This is a genomic window from Tullyiplasma multilocale ATCC 49900, from assembly GCF_000483165.1.
Classification (GTDB): Bacteria; Bacillota_I; Bacilli_A; order Mycoplasmatales; family Mycoplasmataceae; genus Tullyiplasma; species Tullyiplasma multilocale.
Genome location: NZ_KI519557.1, coordinates 157,532 through 183,271, shown reverse-complemented (window position 1 = coordinate 183,271; position 25,740 = coordinate 157,532). Strand labels below are relative to the sequence as shown.

The 25,740-nt window shown below is 30.9% G+C and carries 21 protein-coding genes, 1 tRNA gene and 1 riboswitch; all 22 genes read right to left on the bottom strand.

Going from position 1 to position 25,740, the window contains the following annotated elements; translation table 4 throughout:
* Window positions 1-32: 32 nt before the first annotated feature.
* The 22 genes from G319_RS04790 to G319_RS0103720 all read right to left on the bottom strand — a co-directional run bounded on the left by G319_RS04790 (window position 33) and on the right by G319_RS0103720 (window position 25,718).
* Entirely contained in the window at window positions 33-557 is a 525-nt protein-coding gene (locus G319_RS04790; RefSeq protein WP_051350890.1) for an ECF transporter S component family protein, read from the bottom strand.
* The gene (gene fmt, locus G319_RS0103820; RefSeq protein ID WP_026389749.1) at window positions 544-1,521 is read right to left on the bottom strand and encodes a methionyl-tRNA formyltransferase; all 978 of its coding nucleotides are present in this window, start codon (window positions 1,519-1,521) and stop codon (window positions 544-546) included. Before fmt ends, G319_RS04790 begins: the two co-directional genes overlap by 14 nt.
* Window positions 1,514-3,775 carry a DUF2779 domain-containing protein gene (locus G319_RS09900; protein ID WP_026389748.1) on the bottom strand — a complete coding sequence of 754 codons (2,262 nt, stop codon included), beginning with the start codon at window positions 3,773-3,775 and terminating at the stop codon, window positions 1,514-1,516. The genes fmt and G319_RS09900 overlap by 8 nt, the downstream gene beginning before the upstream one ends.
* A gap of 71 nt (window positions 3,776-3,846) precedes the next feature.
* The gene (locus G319_RS0103810) at window positions 3,847-4,467 is read right to left on the bottom strand and encodes a hypothetical protein (RefSeq protein ID WP_026389747.1); all 621 of its coding nucleotides are present in this window, start codon (window positions 4,465-4,467) and stop codon (window positions 3,847-3,849) included.
* Between the two features lie 63 nt (window positions 4,468-4,530).
* Window positions 4,531-5,658: a tRNA 2-thiouridine(34) synthase MnmA gene (gene mnmA, locus G319_RS0103805; protein ID WP_026389746.1), complete on the bottom strand. Its 1,128-nt coding sequence runs from the start codon at window positions 5,656-5,658 to the stop codon at window positions 4,531-4,533.
* A 105-nt stretch (window positions 5,659-5,763) separates the two neighbouring features.
* Window positions 5,764-7,338, bottom strand: a complete 1,575-nt coding sequence (locus tag G319_RS0103800) for an NCS2 family permease (RefSeq protein ID WP_051350889.1) — start codon at window positions 7,336-7,338, stop codon at window positions 5,764-5,766.
* Between the two features lie 91 nt (window positions 7,339-7,429).
* Window positions 7,430-7,524, bottom strand: a riboswitch (purine riboswitch).
* Between the two features lie 28 nt (window positions 7,525-7,552).
* Complete coding sequence (gene dnaJ, locus G319_RS0103795; protein ID WP_026389744.1) at window positions 7,553-8,656, bottom strand: molecular chaperone DnaJ; 1,104 nt, start codon at window positions 8,654-8,656, stop codon at window positions 7,553-7,555.
* 50 nt (window positions 8,657-8,706) lie between these two features.
* On the bottom strand, window positions 8,707-10,470 hold the full coding sequence (gene dnaK, locus G319_RS0103790; protein WP_026389743.1) for a molecular chaperone DnaK: 1,764 nt from the start codon (window positions 10,468-10,470) through the stop codon (window positions 8,707-8,709).
* Between the two features lie 18 nt (window positions 10,471-10,488).
* The gene (locus G319_RS0103785) at window positions 10,489-11,064 is read right to left on the bottom strand and encodes a nucleotide exchange factor GrpE (protein ID WP_026389742.1); all 576 of its coding nucleotides are present in this window, start codon (window positions 11,062-11,064) and stop codon (window positions 10,489-10,491) included.
* Entirely contained in the window at window positions 11,065-12,087 is a 1,023-nt protein-coding gene (gene hrcA, locus G319_RS0103780; RefSeq protein WP_026389741.1) for a heat-inducible transcriptional repressor HrcA, read from the bottom strand. It lies immediately after the preceding gene.
* Between the two features lie 54 nt (window positions 12,088-12,141).
* Window positions 12,142-14,283 carry an ATP-dependent Clp protease ATP-binding subunit gene (locus G319_RS04785; RefSeq protein WP_051350888.1) on the bottom strand — a complete coding sequence of 714 codons (2,142 nt, stop codon included), beginning with the start codon at window positions 14,281-14,283 and terminating at the stop codon, window positions 12,142-12,144.
* Between the two features lie 126 nt (window positions 14,284-14,409).
* A complete protein-coding gene (locus G319_RS09895; protein WP_051350887.1) occupies window positions 14,410-15,285 on the bottom strand; it encodes an MSC_0882 family membrane protein in 876 nt (291 codons plus the stop codon).
* A gap of 1 nt (window position 15,286) precedes the next feature.
* Complete coding sequence (locus G319_RS0103765) at window positions 15,287-15,559, bottom strand: TIGR04561 family membrane protein (RefSeq protein WP_026389740.1); 273 nt, start codon at window positions 15,557-15,559, stop codon at window positions 15,287-15,289.
* A gap of 82 nt (window positions 15,560-15,641) precedes the next feature.
* Window positions 15,642-16,376, bottom strand: a complete 735-nt coding sequence (gene nadE, locus G319_RS0103760; protein WP_035358878.1) for an NAD(+) synthase — start codon at window positions 16,374-16,376, stop codon at window positions 15,642-15,644.
* Between the two features lie 4 nt (window positions 16,377-16,380).
* Complete coding sequence (gene obgE, locus G319_RS0103755; protein WP_026389738.1) at window positions 16,381-17,679, bottom strand: GTPase ObgE; 1,299 nt, start codon at window positions 17,677-17,679, stop codon at window positions 16,381-16,383.
* A gap of 14 nt (window positions 17,680-17,693) precedes the next feature.
* Window positions 17,694-18,002 (bottom strand): hypothetical protein, encoded by a 309-nt coding sequence (locus tag G319_RS0103750; protein ID WP_026389737.1) that lies wholly within the window; start codon window positions 18,000-18,002, stop codon window positions 17,694-17,696.
* A complete protein-coding gene (locus tag G319_RS0103745; protein WP_026389736.1) occupies window positions 17,980-18,750 on the bottom strand; it encodes a DUF3196 family protein in 771 nt (256 codons plus the stop codon). Before G319_RS0103745 ends, G319_RS0103750 begins: the two co-directional genes overlap by 23 nt.
* Window positions 18,751-18,814: 64 nt before the next feature.
* A tRNA-Arg gene (locus G319_RS0103740) sits at window positions 18,815-18,891 on the bottom strand.
* 76 nt (window positions 18,892-18,967) lie between these two features.
* Entirely contained in the window at window positions 18,968-20,566 is a 1,599-nt protein-coding gene (locus G319_RS09890) for a hypothetical protein (protein WP_026389735.1), read from the bottom strand.
* Window positions 20,567-20,578: 12 nt separating this feature from the next.
* Window positions 20,579-21,892 carry a methylenetetrahydrofolate--tRNA-(uracil(54)-C(5))-methyltransferase (FADH(2)-oxidizing) TrmFO gene (trmFO, locus tag G319_RS0103730; protein ID WP_026389734.1) on the bottom strand — a complete coding sequence of 438 codons (1,314 nt, stop codon included), beginning with the start codon at window positions 21,890-21,892 and terminating at the stop codon, window positions 20,579-20,581.
* 8 nt (window positions 21,893-21,900) lie between these two features.
* Window positions 21,901-23,772 (bottom strand): ABC transporter ATP-binding protein, encoded by a 1,872-nt coding sequence (locus G319_RS0103725; RefSeq protein WP_026389733.1) that lies wholly within the window; start codon window positions 23,770-23,772, stop codon window positions 21,901-21,903.
* Between the two features lie 14 nt (window positions 23,773-23,786).
* The gene (locus tag G319_RS0103720; RefSeq protein WP_026389732.1) at window positions 23,787-25,718 is read right to left on the bottom strand and encodes an ABC transporter ATP-binding protein; all 1,932 of its coding nucleotides are present in this window, start codon (window positions 25,716-25,718) and stop codon (window positions 23,787-23,789) included.
* Between the last annotated feature and the right edge of the window lie 22 nt (window positions 25,719-25,740).

Sequence of the window (25,740 nt, the reverse complement as noted above, 5' to 3'; positions counted from 1 at the left end):
TCTTAATTTTCATCTTAATAATTATAACATTTTTAGAACTTTTTATAATTGTCTTTAAATAAAGTTTTGTCAAAATCCCTTTTAACACAAACATAGTAAATAAGACAAGATATTCCAACAGCTGTTACATACTGGATTGAATCTATTATGAATTCCTTAATAACTATTGAATCCACTTCCGAATTAGCCATGTTAATTAGATAATTGTATAGAACATAAATCATCAGAACTAAAGCGCCTATTGCAAAACTACCGTATGGTTTCAAAGCCCTTTTACCAAATTTTACAATTAAAAACATCAAGACATTTATCATTATTGTTGCTGGTATATAAATGAAGCCACCATTGATGGTATCCATTAAAGCTCCATACACAATTCCAACAATTAACATTGATGGTCCCGGCATAAGAGCACATAATGCTAAATAGAAACCCGTTGTAAATTGAATTGTACTATCTCCAACCTTAATGAATAAAGTTGTAAGTGAAATCACAAGTAAAATAGCTATCATCATACTTGTGATTGTAATGTACTTAGTATTTTTAAATCTGTACATTATCGAAGACCATTCCGATTTTTAAGTCTTGTAAATTATTCTTTTTGTATAATCCAGCATCAGACATTGGTTTACCAGGTCTTTGAATTTCTAATACTTTAATAAATCCATCAGTTGTTTTAACTATAATTCCTTCTTCATCCATTGCTACAATTTCACCTGGTAAGTGAATTTTCATAGTTGTAATGAAGTGTTCGTCTTCAGTTATTAATCTTGTTGATTTAATTTTATATCTTTCACCGTTAATGAAAGTGTGCGAAATAGGTCATGGATCTAAAGATCTAATGTGATTAAAGATTTCACGTGAAGTAGTTTGTCAGTCAATTCGTTCTTCTTCAGTTGTAATATTTTTAGAAAAAGTAACTTCTTCTTCAACTTGCTGAATTGGAGTCAATTCACCATTATAAATCTTTTCAAGATTTTCTTTAATCATTTCAGATCCTAGAATACCTAATTTTTCAAACATTGTTCCAGTATTATCTTCATCAGTAATGGCAACTTTCCCTTGAACAAAGTAATCTCCAGCATCCATTTTTTTAACCATCTTCATAATTGAAATACCAGTTTCAGGATCACCATTTTTAATAGCGTATTGAATTGGAGCTCCTCCACGATATTTTGGTAATAAACTTCCATGAATGTTAATAGAATCGATTGTTGGTATTTCTAGAACTTTCGTAGGAATAAATTGTCCATAAGCACAAGTAACAATAAAGTCTGGATTCACAGCTTTAATTTCATCATAAGCTTCTCCGATTTTGATTGGTTGAATGACTTTAATATCATTTTCAACAGCAACTGCCTTAACTGGTGTTGGTGTTAATATCTTCTTACGACCAACCATTTTGTCTGGTTGTGATATTACCATTACCACATCCACATTATTCATTTCGATTAATGCATTCAAAATGTCTGCTCCAATTTTTGGAGTCCCACAAAATACTACTTTAATTTTATTACCCATAATTATTCTCCTTATATTTAGCAGCAATTTCTTCAATCTTTTTAAGGATTACTACCATTGCTAAAGTATCTCTATTACAATATTTAATCATATCTGGTTTAATTGTTTCTTCTCATGCTTTTAATGGAATATTACCATCTACATATTCTCGGAAAGTTTGAGAGGCTTTATCACCCTTATTAATTTTTAAATCAGAGTAATTGAAACCAGGTTCTAATGATGGTTGTGTTTTTTTAATTGAATAGCTTCCGTGGAAGCCTGGATGATATACCAAGAATCAAGGAATATCTCTTTTTGAATTACCTTTAAAAAAATCCATCAAATCAATTGTGTTTTGAACTATGTATAGTAATGGAATTGCATATTCTGGATAGATGTATGCTAAGTACTTTAAAACTGATTTTTCAAATGAATCATTATATGCAACGTATACTCCAGGTCCTTCACTAAACATATCCACTATAAATTGTTCAATGAAGTATGGTCTCGGATCAAAACGATTAGGACCAATAAAATCATAGTGTTTCATTGTTTCAGGATTTCAATAATCATACTTATCATCAACGATGATATCTACAGAGTATTGGAATGGTATTTGTTGGTAACCAGATGACTTATCAAAGTTTGGTATTGCCCATTTTACAGTTTCGAAATCGTACATGTAAACAGGATAATCTTCATATTTACGCAACATTGATACTAAGTTAAAATAAGTATCCCCATTTATCGATTTAGTAACATCTTCAGCAATTAAATCTTTATTCAAATAAGTTTCAAAGTGACGATGGTGTTTATAACTAAAATAGAAAGTTGCTTTCAATTCTTCAATTGAAGCTTTGATTTCATTTATTTGATCATCTTCTGATTGTTTTCATCTTTCTTCTTTTGGAAGATTTTTCATTTCATCCTTATGGATTTTTTTAGCGTCTGCTAGATCTGCTTCTAATTGTTCCATTTCATATTCATTACAATGTGAACAATGTTTTTGAAACTTCTCTAAACTAATGTCGTCTAAATAACAAAGTTTTTCTCTATGAAAGAATTTAGCTTTTTTTTCATTTGTTAAATCTGTTCCACCTGTAAAGTTAAAAACATTCTCTTGGTCCTTATTGAAATATTCAACCGCATGATAACAATATGGAGCTGTTTTTTCTCATTGGCCACTACGTGTTCTTTTCACTTTTGTTCCACATGTTTCACTTGCGAATATTTCAAGAATTTGACCAGTCTTATCAACTAAAATATCTGTTAATTCTTTTATTAACTCTTCGACATTGAAAACACTTCTGAAAGAATTTAATTCTTGTTTAAGTGTTGGCCTAGTTGCTGCAGTACCAAATGATAATTTATCAACTAAGAAGTATTCATCGTAATTAAGATCAGAAGGCGTTTTATCTTTTTCAATCCCTGGAGCATTTTTAATTGCTTCAACAACTTCTTCATAAGTTATTGTGTCAAATGTTTCAAAGTATTCTTTAGCTTCATCTCCGATAGATTTAAAGTCAGCATTATTATCGCGACCCCTTAAATAATTTTTTTGTAGATGACAAATTGCAATATCATCAACAATGTACCCGTTCTTCTCCAATACAATAACTTGATACATTAAATCGAAGAAGTGTTCTGATTTGACTTTAGAAGTTCCTTTAACCTCAATTATTTCTACATGCTTATCTTTTTTGATTTTTAAAATATCACATCTAGTTCTTAAATTTTTATTATCAAATTCAAATGCTGCTTCAAATAGATATGAATACTCATTTGCGTTCTGTAAAAGTTTTTTAGTGTGTTCAACTGCGACATCAAAATTAGAGATATGTTCAAATGAGAATGTTTTATAATGTGAATTATTCGTAATATTTTCTTGCTCATTTAACGCTTCAAAATATTCTCTTGCAGCTTCTCCAACAGCATTACCATCTTCAATAGATTCTCCTGCAAATTTTGTCATTTCAAAACCATTCTCGTTTTCTCAACTAGCTTCTCAATCTTTTAAAAACTCTTGTGATCTTTCACCCTCATTAACAGAATCGATATAAGTTTGGAAAATATCAATTGATGAAGCATCTCCACCAAAATCGTCTTCAGAATCTACAGCTTCTTTTAAATTGTATTGAAATTTATATTCATTCTTTCATTCGACTGCTTGTAAGAAGTTTTCTTTGGAATTAAAAATTCAAGCTTTTTTAACACATTCATTTAGTGCTTTTTTAAATGTTTCTTTTGAAATGTTAGTTTTATAAATATTGCTCATAATTACCTCTCCTTTAATTATATCTTTTTTATTTTTTGAGATTAAAAAAAGACGGCATAAGCCATCCTTAATTAATCTTTTCTTCTTACTGGTACGAATTTTTCTACCATTTGTTTATTAACTCTATCAAGTTCTCTTTCTCTATCAAGTTTTGATGTAGATTTTGAAGCTTTTTTAGCAGCTTTATTATCTGCTTTTTCTTTAGCATAGAATTCTTTTTCTTTTTCACGTTCTTCACGTCTTAAAGCAGCTTTTTCTTCTTTTGTAAGTTTGATATCTTTTTCGGCGATAGCAATACGTTTTTTAGTATCTTCTAATTCTAAAGTAGTATTAACAATTCATTCTGTTCTATAATTTTTTTTATCAATTTTAGTTGTAATACCTTCAACTTCATAAGCTTTAGTTTCTAAGTGTTTTTGAGTTTTAGGTTCAATTAAATCTACAATAACATCAAAAACGTCTCTATATTTATATTCAGCACCTTTTCTTGCGTAAACTTTTTCAAATTCAACACGTAAGTTTTTACGGTTATCTGTTTTAGCAATATATGCTTTTATTTTTTCACGTACTTCTTGGTAACGTTTAGCTTTTTCTTTTTTAGATGCTTTCTTACCTGTGATTGTAGTAACAATAACGAAAATGATTACTACAACTAAAAGTCCCAATAAGACTCATGTTCCACCTGATCCCATATTTTTATCTCCTTATGACATATTTCTTAATAATTATAAAACATTTATTGTTTTATTACATATTTATTTGTTAACAATATCAATTACTCCACCACCAAGACAAATGTCTCCATGGTAAAATACTGCTTCTTGACCTTCTGTTACAGCTTTAACCGGTTCATTGTACGAAACTTTATAAGTTGTTTCATCAATTCTAGTCATAGTAACTTTAACATCAGGTTGACGATATCTGAATTTGGCTGTACATTCAAATTCTTCAATATTGTCAAAGTATTTATTTAAATCCAATGATCAATTTATTTCATTTACGATGCAGCTTTGTGATAATAAATAACTTTCATCGCTAGCTTTTGAAACATAGATTATTTTTTTCTCTACATCTTTTGCAGCAACATAATAAGGTTCTTTCATCCCACCAAGGTTTAAACCTTTACGTTGCCCGATTGTATAATACATAGCTCCAATGTGTTCTCCAACAACTTCACCACTTGCGATATCTACGATATCACCTGGTTGGTTAGAAATGTAATTTTGTAAGAATTTTGTAAATTCTCTTTCACCAATAAAGCAAATTCCAGTTGAATCTTTTTTATCAGCTGTAATTAAGTCGTGTTCAGCTGCAATTCTTCTGATTTCTGGTTTTTCTAATGCTTGTAAAGGGAATAAAGTTTTTGATAATTGCTTTTGATTTAATTGGCATAAGAAATAAGTTTGATCTTTATTTTGATCTAAAGCTCTAATCATTTCGTATTGTTGAGTTTCTTCATTGAATCTAACTCCCGCATAATGGCCCATCGCAATATAATCGGCCCCCAAGTTTGTTAAAGCATGGTCTAAAAATTTATCAAATTTAATATATTTATTACATAGAATATCTGGATTTGGTGTTCTCCCTTTTTTATATTCTTTAATAAAGTATTCAAATACATAATCTCAATACTCTTTAATAAAGTCGATTCTATGTAGTTTGATTCCTAATTTATCGGCTACTTGTTTAGCATCAAAATAGTCTTGTTCTTGTGTACAAATTTCATCTAATGATTCTTGATTTCCTAATACATCTCCATTAGCAGCAGAATCTCAGTTACGCATAAACAATCCTTCAACTTCGTATCCTTGTTGAAGTAATAGTAATGCAGCAACTGATGAATCAACACCACCACTAATTCCTACTATAACTTTTTTCTTCATAATATTTCCTTCTGTTTATTTTTACAATAAAAATGCTTTTAAAAGAATAAAAAAATTGCTTTTATAAGCAATTTTAATTTTATCATTTTTATAGTGTTTTTTAAACTACTTTATGAACGCTAAGGCCACAAAGTAAAGAATGAATATTACAGACAAGAATCAGATAGCAATTGGTAGTTGTTTATAACGTTTTGTAGCTAACATCACAAATGTATAAATCAATACTCCCATAGCAATTCCATCCGCAATTGAATATGTCATCATCATGAATACAATTACAAAGAATGTTGCAAAAGCAAATTCTGGTTTTTTTCATTCAATAGCTTTCATTTCACCAATCATCATTAAACCGATGTATAAACATGCAGCGGAAGTTACACAAGAAGGAATAGATTTAAAGATTGGGAATAAAGCGATTGCTGCGAAGAATAATACTCCGTTTAAGATAGCGGCAACCCCTGTTCTAGCTCCTTGTTCAATACCAGCTGATGATTCTACGAATACCCCAACTGGAGAAGTTCCTAGAACCCCTCCCAACATTGTTGTTGCAGAATCAACAGCTAATGCTTTGGTTGATAGTTCATGGTGTTGGTTTGTTCTTTTGTTTAATTGGTGGTTGAATGTCGCCATTGTTCCTGTTGTATCAAAGAAATCTAAGAATAAGAATACAAAGATTGAAATGTACATTACAGGACTTTTTCAAAGCTCAACATTACCAAACGCTTTAAATGTGTTTTTGAAGTTATCTGTAAATCCTGAGAAATTGTATTCTCATTTTACAGTTCCATTTCTGAAGTTAGTGTTATATAAAGGGCTTGATGATTTCCCTACAAGTTCTTCATATAAACTAGAGTCTTTACTTAATGTATTAGCAAAGATCATCGCAATAACAAATCCACATACAATTCCAATAGCTACCGCTCCTGGAATTTTATTGAAATGTAACACCAAAATAATACATAAAGTAACCATCCCAATTAAAATAATTGGATAGAAAGTTTGTAAATCATTAATTGAAGCAAGTGGAACACCGGCATCCATATCTTTTTTCAGTCATCCCATGTCAGTTAATCCAACAACGGCGATAAAGAATCCAATTCCGATTCCGAATGCTAGGATTAATTGTTTAGGAATAGCTCCCATAATAACTTTTCTTACAGGTGTTACTGAAACTATGAAGAACATAATTGATGAAATCATTACAGCAATTAATGCCCCTTCATATCCAAGATTACCTGCATTTGCTAAGTTGAATGTAAACATGGCATTAATTCCCATTGTTGTTGACAATGCAACCGGAATATTAGCCATTAGCCCCATAGCAATTGAACCAACTCCTGAAGCTATAGCTGTTGCTAAAAAGATCCCGAATGAGTTCATATTTGGAGCACCTTCAGTAATTGAAGTGGCGCTACCCAAGATATTTGGGTTAACAGATAAAATATAAATTAGTGATAAAAATGTAGCAAGTCCACCAATAAATTCTTTTTTTCAGATAGCACCTAAAGTATCAAACTTAAAATATCTTTCAAGTCTAGCAATACTTTTGTTTTTACTGAATTTAAAATCTTTGGCGAAACGAGCGGCTGTTTGTTCTGGAGTTTCATTTGAAAAATCATATTCTTCAATTAAATAATCTTCAGAAACTTTAACAGTTTTTGATTTTGTGTTTTTCGTCATATATTTCCTTTCGACTTTTTTTGCATAAATTAAATGAAAAACATATTTTGAAAAAGCAAAAAAAGCCCCTAAACAATGTGAAAACACAGCTTAGAAGCTTTTTATAACTCATAATCTTACATCGGTGTAAGGTAGAGACTCCTGCCCAATATGCAGGATTATATAAGTTTTCGATATTCAATTTATATTCTTATTATACATAAACAATAAGAAATTAATCAAGAATATTTCTAACTTTGAAATTTGTCTCTTTATTGATTTTTTCTAAAATCTCTTTTTCTTCCTTTGAAACAGATACTGGAACTGAAATATTTACAGAAATAATCAAGTCTCCACGTTTACTACTTTTTGTATCTTTGTATAAACCTTTTCCAGGCACTTTAATAGTTTCACCAGAATTAATTCCTTTAGGTACTTTTAATTTCATTGGTCCATCATATGTATCAATCGTAATTGTATTACCTAATATTGCATCAAGATAACTAATGTTGTATTTCATAAGTAGATCTCTTGTTCCAGAAATACTAAACATTTTTGAATCAGCTACATTTACATTGATGTAAATGTTTCCTGATGGTCCCCCATTTTCTGAAGCGTGACCATATCCTTGCATAACCATTTGCTGACCAGGTCTCATTCCCTGAGGAATAGGTACAATGATATCTTTTTTCTTCATGTGTAAACCATGACCAGCACAATCGTGACATTTATTTGTGAATGTTTTACCTTGTCCATTACAATCTGGACAAGCAGCTTGTGATTGGAATTTAATTGGACCCATTGATTGTTGAGTTAGAACTTGACCAGATCCACCACATCTATTACATGTGTGAACATCGTTTGGATTAGCAGCCCCAACACCATTACATGTAGCACATTTAGTTAGTAAGTTTAAAGATATTTCCTTTTCAACACCAAAAATTAATTCTTTAAAACTTAATGTTGTCTGTAAAACAATATCTTCACCTCTTGAAGGTCCTCGTCTTTGTTGACCGCCACCAAAGAAGTCGCCGAACATATCAGCAAATCCTCCACCAGCTCCTCCAAAGAAATCTTCAAATCCGCCAAATCCGCCAAATCCACCAGCTTGTCCATCAACACCAGCGTGACCAAATTGATCATAGCGTTGACGTTTTTCGGGATCCATTAATACACTCGCAGCTTCATTTACTTCTTTAAACTTTTCTTCAGCATCAGGAGCTTTATTCATATCCGGGTGATATTGTTTTGCTAATGAACGATAAGCTTTTTTGATTTCTTGTTCTGTTGCAGTTTTGCTAACACCTAAGACTTCATAATAATCTCTTTTATTTGCCATATATACCTTTCTTTAACAAACAAAACTAACCTAAGTTAGTTTTGATTAAATTAATTTGCTTGTTCTTCTCCAGAATTGTCTTCTTGTGATTTTGCAAATTCAGCAGCAGCTGCCATTGCTTGTTCTAATTCTGCCATTTTAGCTTCTAAAGCTGTATAGTCTTCATTTGCTAATAATTCTTTAATTTCATTAATCATTGTTTCTGATTGAGTTTTTTGTTCTTCAGTAACTTTGTCACCAGCTTCAGTTAAGCTTGATTCCATGATATTAATGTAGCTTTCTGCTTTATTTTTCAATTCAATATTTTTACGTTTTAATTCATCAGCTTCAGCATTGTCTTGAGCTTCTTGAACCATTCTTTCGATTTCTTCATCACTTAATGATCCTGAATTTGAAATTGTAATTGATTTTTCTTCATTTGTAGCTTTATCTTTTGCTGTAACAGAAACGATTCCATTAACGTCGATTTTGAATGTAACTTCAATTTGAGGTTGTCCTTTTGGAGCAGGTTTAATTCCTGTTAATTGGAATTGTCCTAAAGATTTATTATCCGCAGCCATTGGTCTTTCACCTTGTAAGATGTTAATATCTACGGCTGGTTGGTTATCAACAGCTGTTGAGAATACTTGTGATTTTTCTGTTGGAATTGTTGTATTTCTATCAATTAATTTAGTAAATACTCCACCCATTGTTTCGATTCCTAATGATAAAGGAGTTACGTCTAATAATAAAACGTCAGTAACATCTCCAGCTAATACTCCACCTTGGATAGCAGCTCCCATAGCAACTACTTCATCAGGGTTAATTGTACGGTTAGGTTCTTTATTTACAAGAGATTTAACTACAGCTTGAACTGCAGGAATTCTTGTTGATCCCCCAACTAATAAAATTTCATCGATATCTGATGGTGATAATTTAGCTGCTGCTAAAGCATCTTTAACTGGTTTAGCAGTTCTATCAACTAAGTCTTTAGTCATTTTATCAAATTCACTTCTTGTTAAAGTTGTTGCAAATGAAACTGGTCCTTCTGCGTTCATTGCGATAAATGGTAAGTTGATTTCAACTTCTAATTGTGAAGATAAGTTAATTTTTGCTTTTTCAGCTTCATCTTTAAGTCTTTGTAAAGCCATTTTATCATTTGATAAATCAACGTTTGCTTCAGCTTTAATTTTTGAAATTAATCAGTCAATAACTTTTTGATCAAAGTCATCCCCACCAAGTTTGTTATCACCACTTGTTGCTAAAACTTCGTAAGTTCCATCAGCTAATTCTAAGATAGAAACGTCGAAAGTTCCTCCCCCTAGGTCATAAACTAATACTTTTTGTTCTTGGTCTTTTTTATCTAAACCATAAGCTAGTGCTGCAGCTGTTGGTTCATTAATAATTCTTTCAACTTCTAATCCAGCAATTTTACCAGCATCTTTAGTTGCTTTACGTTGTGCATCATTGAAGTAAGCAGGAACAGTAATTACTGCTTTAGTAATTTTTTCTCCTAATTTATCTTCAGCGTATTTTTTCATATAACGTAAGATTTCTGCTGAAATTTGTTCTGGTGTATATTGTTTGTTATTTACATCCACTTTGTCATTTGATCCCATTTTTGATTTTACTGAGATAACAACATTCGGGTTTGTTACAGCTTGACGTTTTGCTGCCCCACCAATAATAATGTCTTCATTTTTGAAAGCTACAACTGAAGCTGTAGTTCTTTGTCCTTCAGGGTTTTCTAAAATGATTGGTTGTCCACCCTCCATTACAGAAACAACTGAGTTAGTTGTCCCTAAATCGATACCTATAATTTTTTCTTTTGCCATAATTTTAAATCTCCTTTATTATTTTGCTACTTTTACAATTGCATGTACTAATACACGATCATGAATTTTATATCCATTACTAATAACTTGAACAACTTGGTTCTCTTTGAATTTAGTTCCTTCAACAGCCTCATTAGCGTTGTGGATGTTTGAATCAAATTCATCTCCGGGTTTTACTTCAATCATTGTGATTCCGTTATTTTCTAAAGATTGTTCCAATTGTTTTGCGATCATTTCAAATCCAAATAAATAATTCTTAACTTCTTCACTTGGTGCTGGAGCTGCCAACACTTTTTTGAATAAATCAATTGGTTTAATAATATCTTCAGCTAAACTTGCTGAACCATATTTTCTACTATTTGTATTTTCTTCATTATGTCTACGAGTTAAAGTTTGAACTTTAGCTGCATACATTAATTCTTCTTCTTCAATTTTTTTAGTTAATTCTTCAATTTGTTCTTGTTGTTTGTTGATAAATTCTAATAAGATTTCTCTCTCAGAAGGTTTTGTTTCTTCTGTCTCATCAGCTTTTACAACTTCATCAGAAAGTTGATTAACTAATTCTAAAATTTCTTCTGGAATATTTTTGTTCATTTAACTTTCCTCGCCTCTATTTATAATATCAATCAACATTTGCACTAATTGGTTGGCTTGTGAGTAGTCCACGCGTTTAGGACCAACAAGTGTTAATGTTGTAGTTCCACCATCTTCAGTTTTGAATTCAGTACCAACAATCGCGATATCATCAGTGTCATCACCAATTTCATTACCAATTTTTGTACTAATTCTATTCATCTGTTGATTTGATTCATAAGTTACATCAAATCAATCAAATGGTGACATTTTTTCCATTAAGTTAATAACATTTTTAATTTTTTGTGTGTCATTAAACTCTGGATTTTCTAACATATATTTCATTCCAACGATTTCTCTTTTTTCATCATTACCTTGCAAGATTGTGTTAATGAATGTTTGGAGTACATACTCATAATTCTTAACACTAACTTCCAATGATGGTTTGAATTCACGAGCTCTTGTCTCGATATCTTCAACATTTGTTTCAATTAAGTTATCAGAAAACAACTTAATTGAAATAGATAAATCATTTAATGAAACATTGTTTAAGTTAAATACTTTAGTTTGAATAGTTCCGTTTGAAAGAGCAAAGATAACAGAAGCCATACTTTGATTCAAAGGAATCAATTCAATTTTTTTTAGTTTAACTTCTTCTAAGTTATCTTTTTTTGTAACAATCGCAGTCATCTTAGTCATCTCACTAATGATTTCTGTAGCTTGATCAAGAACATTGTCTATCCCAACACCACGAGCAAATATTACTTTTTTAAGATAATCTTTTAACTCAGCATTATCAGTTCTAATCATCAGATTGTCAACATAGAATCTATAACCCATTGTTGACGGAATTCTTCCACTAGATGTGTGTTGTTTTTCTAAAAATCCCATTTCTTCTAAGGCAGCCGATTCATTTCTGATTGTTGCTGAAGAAACCTTAATATCTAGTAATTCAAGAATTCGTTTAGAACCAACAGCTTGGTTAGTTGCGATAAATTCTTGTACGATAACTTTTAATATTTGTTGTTGTCTTTCTTTTAACATATTTTCACCACTATTCTTTAATATTTTAGCACTCAAACAATTATATTGCTAATATTAGTTCAATTTAATTGATGATTCTAATGAAAAATCACCTTTTTCATTAACATCTATTACGTATTTAGTGTTTTCTTCTATTTTATCTTCAACAATAGCTTTAGCTAGTAAAGTCTCAATATTCTTTTCAATGAAACGTTTAATAGGTCTTGCCCCATATTGTCTGTCAAATCCGTCATTTAAGATTTTGAATTTTGCAGCATCTGTAAATGAAATGAAGTATGATTTTTGTTCTGCTAATCTTGTTGTCAATTCAAATAATAATTTATCAATAATTTCAACAACTACTTCTTTTGATAAAGGATTGAACATAACGATGTTATCAATTCTGTTTAAGAACTCAGGTCTGAAATGTTTTTGAAGTTCTTTTGTTACTAAATCTTTATTTATATCTTCAGCTTTTTCGGCATTTAACATGTATTCACTTCCTAAGTTTGAAGTCATAATGATAATTGTGTTTTTAAAGTCAATTGTTTTACCAAGTGAATCAGTAATTCTACCTTCATCTAAAACTTGCAACAATACGTTAAATACATCTGGGTGTGCTTTTTCAACTTCATCAAATAAAACAATTGAATAAGGATTTCTTCTAACTGCTTCAGTTAATCTTCCACCTTCTTCATATCCAACATAACCTGGTGGAGATCCAATTAATTTAGAAACAGATTGTTTTTCCATATATTCAGACATGTCGAATCTAATCATTTTTTTAGATGAGTTGAACATTAACTCAGCCAATGATCTTGCAACTTCAGTTTTACCAACTCCTGTTGGTCCTAAAAATAGGAATGAACCAATTGGTTTTTCAGGATCTTTAATTCCTGCTCTACTTCTTAAAATAGCATCCCCAACTACATCAATTGCTTCGTATTGTCCTTTTACAGATTTTTGCAATTCATCTTTTAAATTCATTAATTTAGATTTTTCACCAGCTACCAATTTATCAACTGGAATACCAGTTCAGCGAGCAACAATTTTCGCAATTTCTTGTTCAGTCACTTCTTCTGTTAGCATTTTGTTATCTGTATTCTTTTCAACTTCAGCTAATTGTCTTTCAACTGCTGGTAATAAATCGAATTGAATTTTCCCTGCACGTTCATAGTTAGCTTCATTTTGAACTTGCTCTAATTCGATTTTAAGTTGTTCAATTGTTGATTTTAACCCATTAATTTTTGCCAATTCAGCCTTTTCTTTTTCTCATTCTTCGTCTAATTCCATTTGTTTAGCTTTTAATGATTTAAGTTCTGTTTCGGCTTCAATCAATCTCTCTTTAGATTTATCATCTTTTTCTTTAGATAGTGCTGAACGTTCGATTTCTAATTGTACAACTTTACGGTTAATTTGATCTAGTTCAGTTGGAACAGAAGCTAATTCTGTTTTGATAGTTGCTGATGCTTCATCAACCAAATCAATCGCTTTATCGGGTAAGAATCGATCTGAAATATAACGAGTTGAAAGTTCAGCTGCAGCCACTAGGGCGTTATCATGAATTCTAACTCCATGATATGTTTCAAATCTGTCTTTAAGACCACGTAAAATTGAAACTGTTTCTTCAGGTGTTGGTTCTAAAACCATTACTTTTTGGAAACGTCTTTCTAACGCAGCATCTTTTTCTACATATTCTCTATATTCAGCTAAAGTTGTTGCCCCAATTGTTTTTAATTCACCACGAGCTAATGCTGGTTTTAATAGGTTTGAAACATCCATTCCACCACTTCCAGTTTTACCAGCTCCAACAATTAAGTGTAACTCATCGATGAATAAAATAATTTCTCCATCAGTTTTCTTAATTTCGTTTACAATACTTTTAATTCTTGATTCATAATCTCCAAGATACATGGCACCAGCCATAACTGAACCCATGTCTAATTCGTAAATTTTTTTATCTTTAAGAACACTTGGTACATCACCTTTTACAATACGTTGTGCTAATCCTTCGATAACTGCAGTTTTACCAACTCCAGGTTCCCCAATTAAAACGGGGTTATTTTTTGTTTTTCTAGATAAGATTCTAATAACCCTTAAAATCTCTTCATCTCTTCCAATAATTGGATCTATCTTTCCATCCCTAGCATCTTGAGTAAGATCTCTAGTGTATTTTTCTAATGCATTTGTCTCATTTCCCTTTTCTTGAAATTCCATAAAATACCTCCTAAATATTTGAACCATTTCGATGATTCTTTATTATTATATAACATATTTTAGCAATTACAACATAAGAGTGCTAATTATCAAAAGCATTAAAAAAAGCACCTTAGTGCTTAGTTATTATATGAACGGAATTATTGATTTCCCATCCCGTTTTCTAATAATCATTATTGGAATGATGATAAAGAATAGGACAACTGCTAAGAATCCGAAGAATAGAATTAAACATGTTCTGTTGGCTCTTTTCTTGATATCCTTAATCTGTTCAAAGGGAAGGATGTCACGGTCGTAATACACGTGTAAATTACCCATTCTAGCCCTATTAAAGATTAATGAAAGTACATGAAGTATTAATGTAGCTATTTCAATTGAAATCATGATGATGATTTCGGTTTTGATATTAACGCTCCCTTTTGAGATTGCTTGTACTGCATACATGATTCCGATTGTAATACCACCAAAGATGTAGATGAAGAATGCAGCTCAATTTACATAAATTGGTCTAGCTAATAATGCTTTATAATTTCTTTTAATGAAATATGGGATTTTTTCACGACCCATAATTAAATCAGCTTTGTATCTCTTAACATCTTTTAAGATATGCCCTTGATCAACAATACCCATTAACAACATCACTATTCCTAAAGCTAATAAGAACATCATCCCTACATATGAAGGAACATAATCAGGATTCATACCCAAGAAGTTATCTTTACCCTCGATTTTTATTAAATCCAGACACATGAAGAATATAGAAATAAAAGTTATGATAAATCCAATGAAAAGAATTCCAAATATTCTAAATTTTTCAAATTTAATTTCTTTAGCAATTTCTCTCGGGATTTCAACTGAATCTAACTCCTTCTTCGAAAAGTTGGGTGTTAATTCACGAAATGGACGATCAAATCGTTGACCTTGTTGGTTATATCCATTATCAATTCTTACTTCACCATTTTCTGTGAAGTTACTGATTTCGTTACCATTATAATCTCTCATATTATTCCCCCTCCGTTGCTAATACTTGTATTTTTCTATCCTTAATTATTGATTTTATTTCATCATCAATTAAGTTTTTTTGTTTTTCATTTGTTGTTATTTTGATTAATTCAACATTATTTGTTTTTTCAACTTTTCGATATTTATTTTTTCGGAATATCATATTTAAAATATAAATCAACAAAGCAAATGCTGCTAATGCTACGAATGTATAAAAGATAACATCAAAACTAATGTCTTGTTGGAAAATGTTAATTCCGGCATTTGGTATCATACAATTTCCTCACTTTCTTACATAAACCTAAATATATTTTATCATTTAATAAAAAAACAACCACTTTTAATGGTTGTTATATTTATCTTTTAAATGGCTTCGGACTTGCAGCAATATTACGTTTATGTTCACTAACTTTATGTAAGTGTTCAATTCTTTCTACAAGATCTGGAGCGTTATCTTGTCCCATTAAATATGCATCAATTCTATCATATGAAAAACCGATTTCTTTTTCATCTGTTTGATCTTCTCATAAACCTGCTGTTGGAGCACGATTAATGATTGATTCAGGAACATCTAAAATTCTTGCAGCTTCTCTTACTTCAGATTTCAATAAGTGAATAATTGGAACAACATCCACTCCTCCATCACCAAATTTTGTGAAATATCCAATATGTCATTCATCCATGTTATCTGTTCCAAGAACTAAATAACCTTTTGTTTGAGCAATATTATATAAAGTAGTCATTCTTAAACGAGCTTTTGAGTTTGAAAGCGCCAATAGAGTTGGTTCAGCATCTAATTGTTCAAAAGAACCTTTAAAAGCTGAGAAAGTATTTTCTAAATCAACTGTAATTGATTTTAAATTATTTCTTTCAACTAATTCATTTGCACAATCAAGATCTTCTTGACTTGAGTTGATTGGCATTCATACAGTTAAATAATCATTTGGGAATGCCTTTTTAGCTAAGTTAGCAACAACAGCAGAATCAATTCCACCACTAATTCCAACAATAACCCCTTTAGCTCCAGCTGCTTTAACTGTATCTTGAATATACTCAACTAAGTAATCTAAGTAATTTTCTAATTTTTTCATAAAATTAATCCATTCATTCTAGTTCATATTCGAATACTTTAACAATATCACCTTTACCGATTCCACGTTCTCTTAATTGATCGTAAACTCCAAGGTTTTTAATTTTTTCATTGAATAGTAATAAGTTATCACTTGTTCAAATAGGTAGTTTTTGGTAAATTTTGAATACTGTATCTCCAGCGATTTCTCATCTACCATTACCACGGTTGATAATTTGAATGTCTTCAGCTTCTTCTTCAAGAGTATAGATTCTAACATCGGTATCAACTTCTCCATCCATTTCTCATAATGGAATGTATTTAGCGGTTTCTAATTCTTTAGCAATTGCTGTTAATAATTCTTCAGTATTGTCTCTATTTAGTCCTGAAACTTGAATCATATTCTTATCTTTAAAGTAGTTAATGATATTTTCATCCATCATGTTAATTTGAGCTTCATCTAAGTCCATTTTATTAGCAACAATAATTTCAACTCTATCATCAAGTTTTAAATTATATTCTTTTAATTCATTTCTGATCATTTCGTAATTTTTAATTACATCTTGTTGTCCATAATTCCCTGACATATCTAAAACGTGACAAATTACTCTACATCTTTCAATATGTTTTAAGAATTGGTGTCCTAACCCTTTACCAAGTGAAGCACCTTCGATTAAACCAGGTAAATCAGCTACAGTAAATGTTGAACCATCTCTTGCTTTTGCAACCCCTAGTTGAGGGTTTAATGTTGTGAAGGCATAATCTGCAACTTCTGGTTTAGAGTTTGAGATAGCTCTTAATAATGTTGATTTCCCAGCATTTGGTAACCCAACAAAACCAACATCAGCTAAAACTTTTAATTCAGCTTTAACATTGAAAGTTTGTCCTGGTTCACCAGCTTCGAAGATTGTTGGAGCTTTGTTACGTGAGTTGGCGAAACGAGCGTTCCCTTTTCCACCTTTTCCTCCGCGAGCAACAACAACTCTTTTACCATCTTCATCAAGATCGGCTAAGATAACATCTCCATCAATATCAATGATTAATGTTCCAACTGGAACTTTAACGATTTTTTCATCCCCGGCAGCACCGTGCATGTTTTTGATATCACCTTTTCCACCATCTTCTCCAGCATATACTTTTTGTAATTTAAGATCTAGTAATGAGTGTTTTCCTCCGTCAGCAACGAAGATAACATCTCCACCATTTCCACCATCTCCACCATTTGGACCTCCATTTGGTACGAATAGGGCGTGGTGGAAACTTACTGCTCCATCTCCACCTTTTCCGGCTCTAATTGTAAATTTAGCTGTATCAATAAATTTCATTCTTTATTTCCTCCTTAGTTATTTTCTAATGTATTAAAACATTCATCACATAAGAAGGTTGCGATACTTTCGTCAGAATTTGAATCATCAAAGATTTGTCATTCTTCTAAAGGTTTTGCAATTAATTTTTCTACTTCTTTATCTGATAGGTCTTTACCTTGTTCTTTGATTAACATCCCAATTGGTGTTGGGTGCCCTTTATGAACGAAAGTAATTTCTGGTGATTCACACAATGAACAACCAATTCCAAAGGCTTGAACCATTAAATCATTATAATCGTTAAATGATTCGTAATAATCGCTATTGAACTCAATTGTATCCATCTTGTAAAACCCCACATTCTTTAATATCTACCATATATGATTTTACTTGATTTAAATCAAAAACTAATCATTTATTCAACTCAATTTCATTAAATTCTAATCCGCTGATTTCGTGAGTTAGTAAAATGATTGCACCTGCTAGGTTTTTATCATCTTCTAAGTCAATTTTAGGGAATTTCATTAAGAAATAAGTAAATAATATAGTATTTGAAATTTGAGCTAAAGAAGGATTCTCTTGCCCTAATGTAGAGTCAATTAAATTAGCGACCTTATCTAATTTATTTTGGTATTCTACAACATCAATATCAATTGGATTTATTGTAATCTCTTCATACTTATTGATAGTTAAAACTTCATCTAATTTTTGCTCACTTAGAGCTAATATTAGGAAAGTTTTGTTTTCAAAAGAATTATCCTCTTCAAGTAAATAATTCTTAATATCTTCTAAGATCAATCTCGCATTAATATTTGCAATATTATTAATTGCTATTGTTTGTTCAACTGCATCATTTTTGTTATTTAACATTTCTTTGATTTGTTCAACTGAAAAGTTTTTGGCACCACTATTTCTCACTGTTTCCATTTGGATATTTATAATTTGTTGTTTAAATTCTAATAATTGAATTTCAGTATCAGCAGGAATATAAGGCATAGTTAATTCTGCATTAATCAATCTCAATGATTCTTCATAATTCTTTTGTTCTAATAATTCTTTAATTTCTAAAATTAGTTCTTCATAATAATTCATTTTCTATTCCTACCTTTCATAAAATATAAAAAAAACATGCCGAGGCATGACGTTCTTTTTTAAGTGGTGCCCACGAGAAGGCTCGAACTTCCGACCTCACGCTTAGAAGGCGCGTGCTCTATCCAACTGAGCTACATGGGCATGATTAATACCATATTAAAAATATACCACTTTTAATACAGAATTAAAATATTTTTTAATAATTTTTTACAAATTATTAGTTTTTAAAGTTTGCTAACTTATAAATTAAGTAAAGTGAGTCAATAACTTTGTCTTTTTGTTTCAATCATTCATATTGATCTAGTAGTTTTTCAACTTTAGCTTCAATTTTTTTGAATGAGTTTTTATCATAAACTGGCACTTGTTTTTTATAAGGTCCAAAAGCTATGATGTAATATTTGACAAGCATTTGTCATGCATAACCAAAATCACGAGCCGCTTTTGGCTCAAGTGCTAATACTAGCGAAATAACTCTAAGCATTACACTGATTTCAGAATGAGTATCAACCAATTCTACAAAACGAGGAGAAGGTTGAATTAAGTGTTCTAAATTTTTGATATCAAGTTCAATATCGTTGAATTTGATATTTTTATATTTCATAACATAACCATCACTATCAGTTTCTTCATAGATTTTCAAAGTATTTACAATTCCCACCTTTTTATTTTCAATTAAAAAGTCACCAATGATTCCATTACCTCTTTTTAGCTTATTAACAAGCTCTAAATAAGTGCAGGCATATTTAGTTAAGTTTGTAATACCAATCAACTTGTCAGCATCTCAATTCATCTTCTTGTACTCTTTTATAGTTACAATATGATTGATTGTTTTATAAAAATCATAATCTTTATTTAAATATGAAAGCATGAATGTGGTTGTATTACTCTTTTCAATATCAAGTGAGTTGAAGGCAACTGTCATACCCTCTTCTTCATCAGCTGCTATTACATTTGGTAAATAGTTATAGATAAGCTCAAGAACCTCTTCCCCGTTACCAAATGCAGTAATTGATTTGATGTTATCTTTTAAGAATAATGCTGTGAATTTCGATAATTCAAATAAGTATTTATAACGAGTATTTAAATCCATTTTTTCTCAATTTTCAATTTGAAAATTAACAATGAAGCTATGATAATCTTCTTCGTTATTCATTACTTCTAAGTCTGGTTTAATATATTCACGTTCTTCTTCGCTAAGACGACGTCCAACTTGAATAGCTCGAACAACATTTTCAAATGTGAAAAATCTTTTTACTTTGTTATACATTTCATCTGGTTTAGTAACATCAACCAATAACATAGTTATTAGTAATGGGTATGCCAAACCATGATAAATTCTCTTAACATCTTCATCATTTGTGAAGTTAGTATCAAATTCATGTTTAAAAGCCAAATTGGCAAGCAATGTAAATGCCGCATTATCTTTCTTTAAAAATTGACGACAATTAGAGAACATATTTGAATTCACAAAAGGAATAATAATATCTTCAATAGTTTCTTCAATGAACAATAAATCACTTTCATTTGAAACACTAAATTTAGATTTAGCTTCCTTATTTTGATAACTGAATTTAAAAAGTAAGAAATAGTTATCTATTATGTAATTTGATAGTTCTTGAATTATCTCAGGACTAATAGATAAAAGGGGTTCACCCTTTTTCATTTGATATTGGAAGATTCCATAATAAGCTACGTTGAAAATTTCATTGACCTTATTCTTAAGATCGATCGTAACTCTTTTATAAATCGGATTTAATGTATTTTTAGCATACTCGTTGAAGTAAGCTCAAAATACTGAATCTTGTTTATTTAACATAAATCCTCCTTCTTATATTAATTCAATGAATTTTCTCATTTCTTCTAAAGCTCTTTTTGAATAAGCTTCTTTTTTAGCAGGTTTACCTTGACGTTTATCGATATCAATTTCATCAACAATACCTCAGTTTGCCTTCATTGGTTGGAAGTTAGTTGAACTAGCATTATTTATATAATGAATTAAAGCCCCCGTAACTGTCGAACTTGGTGGACAAACCATTTCTTCACCTTTGATGTATTTGTCAATATTAAGAGCTGCTAAGATACCTGAAACAGTTGATTCAACGTATCCTTCCACCCCTGTAATTTGACCTGCAAAGAAAATATCTTTAGCATCTTTTAATTGCATGTGTTTATTTAATAATTTAGGTGAATTGATGAAGTTATTTTTATGCATAACTCCATATCTAACAAATTCAGCATTTTCCAATCCCGGAATTAAACTAAATACTCTTTTTTGTTCAGCTCATTTTAAGTTAGTTTGGAAACCAACTATATTGTATAGTGAATCTTTAGCATCATCTTGACGAAGTTGCACTACAGCATAATTGTTTGTTCCATCTAAGTTTCTTAAGCCTTGAGGTTTCATAGGACCAAATAATAGAGTTTTTTCTCCACGTTTAGCCATTCCCTCAACTGGCATACAACCTTCGAAGTATTTCAAAGTTTGATCTTCTTCTAAATGTGCAATTGCAGTTTCTGCATTAATTAACTCATTGTAGAATTTTTCATACTGTTCTTTATTCATAGGACAATTGATGTAATCTTCAGTTTCACCCTTTTCATAACGGTTCTTACGGAAGGCAATATCCATATTAATTGAATCTTTTGCAATAATTGGAGCTACAGCATCAAAGAAGTAGAAATCATCATTTCCTAAAATTTCATTTATTTCTTTTTGCAATTTATCAGTTGTTAAAGGACCCGAAGCAATTAAAGTAATTGCATCACGATCAATTTTTTCAACTTCTTGATCAATAACATTAATCAAAGGGTTAGAATTCATTTCATTTGTAATGTATCCCGAGAATTTATCCCTATCAACTGCTAATGAACCCCCAGCAGGAACTCTTGCGAATTCAGCTGCCTTAATAATTAAAGAATCTAACATTCTCATTTCTTCTTTTAGAGTTCCGACAGCATTCCCTAAATCATCACTACGTAATGAATTAGAACAAACCAACTCTCCAAAATTATCAGTTACTTGAACTGGGTTTCTTTTTAGTTTTTTAACTTCAAAAAGGTTAACTGAGTAACCTTTTTTTGCCAATTGGTAAGCCGCTTCTGAACCAGAAAGACCTGCACCAATAATATTAATTTTTTTCATAGTCTCTCCTATTTCATTAATCCAGCTTCGTGTAATTTTTTGAAGTGACCTTCAACTTTGATTAACTCTTCATAAGTACCAGTTTGAACAATTCCTGTTCCAGCACCTAAAACGATAATTACATCAGCATTTTTAATTGTTGATAAACGGTGAGCAATAGTAATACTTGTTTTACCTTTTACAAGTTCATCTAATTGAGCTTGAATTTCTTTTTCAACAATATTGTCTAAAGCAGAAGTTGCTTCATCCAAAATCACTAAATCAGGGTTTTTCAAGAATACTCTAGCAATTACTAAACGTTGTTTTTGACCACCAGATAATAAGAATCCACGTTGTCCTAAGATTGTATTGTATCCTTCAGGTAATGTCATGATAAAGTCATGCAATTTAGCTTTTTTACATGCTGCAATAACTTCAGCATCGGTTGCTTCCATTTTTGAATATCTAATGTTATCAAAGAAATCCCCAAAGAAAATTTGTGGCTCTTGTTCAACATATCCAATATGTGATAAGTATGCTGGCATATTAATATCTTTTAAGTTATGTTTACCATTGATGATAACTTCACCATTTAATGGATCATAGAATCTTAATAGTAATCTAGCGATTGTAGATTTACCTGAACCAGTTTCTCCAACAAAGGCATATGATTTACCTTTTTCAAATTTAACATTGATGTTAGGTAAAATAATTTTGTCTTTTTTCTTAGGGTAAGCAAAATCTAAGTTTTTAAATTCAACAGTTTCAATAGATTCAACTTGGAATCCGTCCACGTTTGGTTGAATTTCTGGAATTGGTTCAGTTAATTCACCAATTCTATCAGCACAGTTTGATGCACGTGTAGCAGCTCTAAGAGTTGGTACTAACATAACAATAGAAATAACCATTTGTGATACCAATGGTAAAGCTAAAGTTAATGATGCATAGATTGTTGTATCACCATTTACAAATCTAATTGCTGCAATGATGATTATGAATGTTGATAAGAAACCTGTACCCATTGAAACTCAAAGGTTTAAGGCTGCAGATCATCTAACAGTACTGTCACCAGCTCTGTTATATTTCTCATTCATAGCTCCAAGACGATCAATTTCATACATTTCTAATCCAGATGATTTAATTAATGAAATATTACCAATTCTATCTGTCATATCTGTGTCAACATCACGTTTAATGTCAAAGGCAGTGATCATTCTTCTTCTGAATTGAATAAAGATTAATACTGCTACAAAGATTACAACAGCCATGTAAGCTAATGAAACAGCTGCAATTAAAGTATGTTGTTCTACAAATAAAATTACCACGGCAGCTGTTAGACCAACTCCACAATAAATAATATTTGTTAAGAATTGTTGAATTCCTAATGATAATCCTTGAGTATCAGCTACTAATCTAGTAAGAATATTCCCTGAAACATGATCAAAGAAGAAATCAACTTCTTGGTTTACTAACGAAATTAAAATTTTATTTCTTTGTGCTACTTCAACTTTAGCTGAAAATAACCCGATTGTAAAGTTAGTTAAATATTCTGCAACTAACATAAAGGCAAATATCACTAGTAAAACATAAATTCAACTAGTTCAAACCATATCCATACCTAAGAAGTTCAATGCATTTCCCGGTGCTGGATTTGCATCAGTAGCTGATAGTAATGACACCATTCTAGCTGATGCAATTGGTAATAATGCAGCAAGAACTGAATCTAGTGCTGTCATAAATACCATTGTTATGAATAATAATTTATTCTTTTTAGCTTCTTCAAAAATGATTCCAAGGAAACTACCTAGCTTAGCTCAAGTGAATTTATATTGGCTATCAAATTTTTGACGTTCTTTTTTTTGTTTTTGTTCATTTTGAACATTTTGTCCATTTGTTTGCATTTTAGTCTCCCTTTCTATTTATTATCATTTTTTGATTGACCAGCATCATATAAGTTTTTAAAATGACCTGGTGTAGTTTTTAATTCATCGAATGTACCTTGTTGTACAATCCCTTTTCCAGGTCCTAAAACAATGATGTGATCCACATTTTTAATTGTAGATAAACGGTGAGCAATAGAAACTGTTGTTCTACCTTTCATCAATTCATCTAACTTAGCTTGAATTTCTTTTTCAACAACGTTATCCAAAGCAGAAGTTGCTTCATCTAAAATCAATAGTTGTGGATCTTTTAAGAACATTCTAGCAATTACTAAACGTTGTTTTTGACCACCAGATAACATGAACCCTCTTTCTCTAAGGATTGTGTTGTATCCATCTGGTCATGTTTGAATTAATCCGTCTAATTCAGCTTTTTTACATGCTTCAATTACTTCTTCATCAGTAGCATCAAATCTTCCGTATCTTACGTTGTCATAAATGTTCCCTAATAGAATTGATGGTTCTTGTTCAACATAACCAACGTTGTTTAAGTAACTTGATAAGTAAACATCTTTTAGATCAATTCCATCATTAATTAACACTTGACCTTCTGTTGGGTCATAGAATCTTAATAATAATCTTGAGATTGTTGATTTACCAGCTCCAGTTTCTCCAACGAAGGCATATGACTTACCAGCTTTTAGGGTAAAGTCAAAGTTTGGCAGGATAACTTTATCTGGTTTTTCAGGATAACAGAAAGTTACATCTTTAAAGTAGATATCACCTTCAATTTTATCAATTACGATTCCTTCTTGTTTTTCAAAACCATTATCAATTCTTGCTTCTACTTGTAAAATTTCATCAATACGTTGTGCAGAAGTTGTGGCTTGCATTAACCCAACCATAACTCTTAGTAAAGCCATAATTGGCCCAATCATCATTCCAATACTTGTAATTAATGAAGGAAGAATAATTAATAATCCTGGGGAATCATTTTTGTAAATTGCAGCAGCAATTACAATCATGATAACTTGGATACTGTTTACCCCTAAGAATAAGATAGACATCATAACTGATTGTGACAAGTTAAGTTGTTTATATTTTCCATAGTACTCTTCATGTAATTCTTCGAATCTTCTTGATTCAAATTCTTCAGTTCCTGAAGCTTTAATTAATTTAACAGTATTGATTCTATCAATAACATCACCGTTGATTCTTGTGATAGCTTCACGAATTCTGTAAATTAGTTTTTTAAGTGGTAAGTATGAAAGTGCGAATAACGCAAATATCAATAAGAATACCCCCACAGTAATCAGTGATAATCTTCAATCGATTGTTAACATAACAATAATTGATGAGAATAGTGTTAATACTGCAGTTAAGAAAGTAACTGGGATAATTCCAGTTTGATCTCCTAAGATTTGAGTATCTGATACTACTTTAGTTAAGATTTCCCCAATTTTTTTATCTGAATAGTAAGCCATATCTAGCTCTACTAATTTTTTAACTATGTCATTTCTCAAATCGATTTCGATTTGTTTCCCTAACATTCCAGCAATTCATTGAGAAGTATAAATAGCTACTCCCATCAATAAAATTACCCCAACTTGAATTCCGATAACCCCTTGTCAACTAATACCTCATCAGATTTTTGCTGCTTCAGCAGTCATTGTTCCATTAGTATCAGTAATAGAGATCATAAGTTGTTGAATAATTTTTGGACCCATTGCTGTACAAACAGCATTTATAATAACAGATACCAAAATACCTACAGTTCATAATTTATTTTTAATCATGTACTTGAAGACTAATTTGAAGAATGAACTTTTACCAGCTTTTGCTAATTGTCTTTCTTGCTCTTCGATTGCCATCATTTTTTCAGCATCACCTTTAGCGGCAGAGAAAGTTTCTTCAATTACAGCATCATGCTTTTGTTGTTCATGTTCAACTTGTTCTTTTTCTAACATATAAAACCCTCCTTATATATTA